Source organism: Stenotrophomonas sp. P5_B8, from assembly GCF_054049855.1.
Window position 1 is genome coordinate 1 of sequence record NZ_JBFULO010000588.1, and the last position, 1,856, is coordinate 1,856.

1 protein-coding gene is annotated in these 1,856 nt (G+C 63.3%); it reads right to left on the bottom strand.

Features of this window, described 5'->3' with window-relative positions:
• Positions 1-1,834: condensation domain-containing protein (locus ACXJKH_RS19640; protein WP_457321883.1), on the bottom strand; the 1,834-nt coding region annotated here is incomplete at its 3' end.
• Positions 1,835-1,856 lie beyond the last annotated feature (22 nt).

Sequence of the window (1,856 nt, forward strand, 5' to 3'; positions counted from 1 at the left end):
CAGGCAGGTAGGCACCACCGGCCTTGAGGATGGCCAGCAGGCCGACCATCATTTCGATGGATCGATCCACACAGATGGCGACCTTTACCCCTGGCCCCACGCCCTGTTCGCGGAGGTGCCTGGCCAAGCGGTTGGCATGCTCGTTGAGTTCACGATAGGTGAGCGAGTGCTCCTCGAAACGCAGTGCCGTAGCATCCGGTTGCCACTCTACCTGCGCTTCAAACAGCTCATGAACGCAGCGTTCGGCCGGATAGGGCGTCGCGGTCGCATTCCAGTCGACCAGGATCTTGTTGCGCTCGGCGTCGGGTAGCAGCGGCAGGCTATCGACAGCCTGGGTGCTGTCGGCGACCATCGCCGACAGGATCGTCTGCAGATACGCACCGAAACGCTCGATGGTGTTGCGATCGAACAAGGCGGTGGCGTAGTTCAGTGAACCGACCAGACCATCGGGGCTCTCACCCAGGTTCAGGGTCAGGTCGAATTTGGCGAAGGATGTGGTGGCATCCAGCACCCGCGCAGTGATATCGGCCAGCGCCAGGTCACTGTGTTCCGTATCCTGCCAGGCCAGCATGACCTGGAATATTGGCGTGTGGGCTAGGCTGCGCGCCGGGCGCACGATTTCCACAATCTGTTCGAAAGGTAGATCCTGGTGATGCTGGGCGCTCAGCGCGGTCTCACGCACTCGCGTGAGCAGATCGGCGACACTGAGTGGGCCGTAGGTGTCGATGCGCAGAGCCAAGGTGTTGACGAAGAAGCCGATCAGCCCCTCCAGCTCCAGTCGCGGTCGATTGGCGGTGGGCGTGCCAATGACCAGGTCGGTTTGCCCGGACAGGCGAGACAACAGCACGGACCAGGCGGAAAGCACGGTCATGTAGAGGGTAACGCCGCATTGTTGGCTCAGCGCCTTCAGGCGTGCGGTCAAGGCGGCATCGATCACCAGGGGCACCGCATCGCCTGCGAAGTCCTGCACGGTGGGACGCCGACGGTCGCTCGGCAGCTCCAGCAGGGCTGGCGCATCGGCCAGCTTCGTGTGCCAATAGCCTGCCTGGTCTGCCAGCGCATCATTGGAGAGCCATTGCCGCTGCCAGTGGGCGTAGTCGGCATACTGGATGGGCAGGTCGGGAAGTTCAGCCGGCACGCCGTGTAGGAAGCCGGCATACAGTGCTTGCAGTTCGCGCATCAGCACCATGCTCGACCAGCCGTCCGAGACAATGTGATGCATGTTCAGCGCCAACACATGACGCTGCGTGCCGAGCTGGATCAAGCGAGCGCGGGCGAGCGGGCCTTGAGTCAGATCGAAAGGTGTGGTCGCCTCGAATTCGAGCAATATCGGAAGGATCGCTGCGGCCTCTGCCGCATCGCCCAGAGCATCGAAGGCGAATGGGAAGCTGAGCCCGGCCGGACCGATCTGCTGCATCGGTGTGCCGTCTACGGCAACAAACGAGGTGCGCAGTGATGCGTGTCGCTCCACCAGCGCATCCAGCGCGTTGCGCAGCGCAGCTACGTCCAGCGGCCCCTCCAGTTCCAGCGCCAGCGGCATGTTGTAGGCCGCGCTCGCGCCTTGCATCTGGGTGAGGAACCAGAGCCGCTGCTGGTTGAACGAGAGGGGGACGTCTGCACCCTGCTGGCGCTCGGTGGCAATGATCGCAGGAATGCTCGGGCGCTGTGCACGCGAGACGCTGTCGGCCAGTTCGGCGATGGAAGGAGCGGAGAACACGGACGTCAGGTTGACCTCCGCTTCGAAGCGTTCGCGCAGCAGCGACAGCATGCGCACGGCCAGCAGGGAATGCCCGCCAAGCTCGAAGAAGTTGTCATGGCGACCGACCTTCTCCACGCCCAGGACTTCACTCCAGATC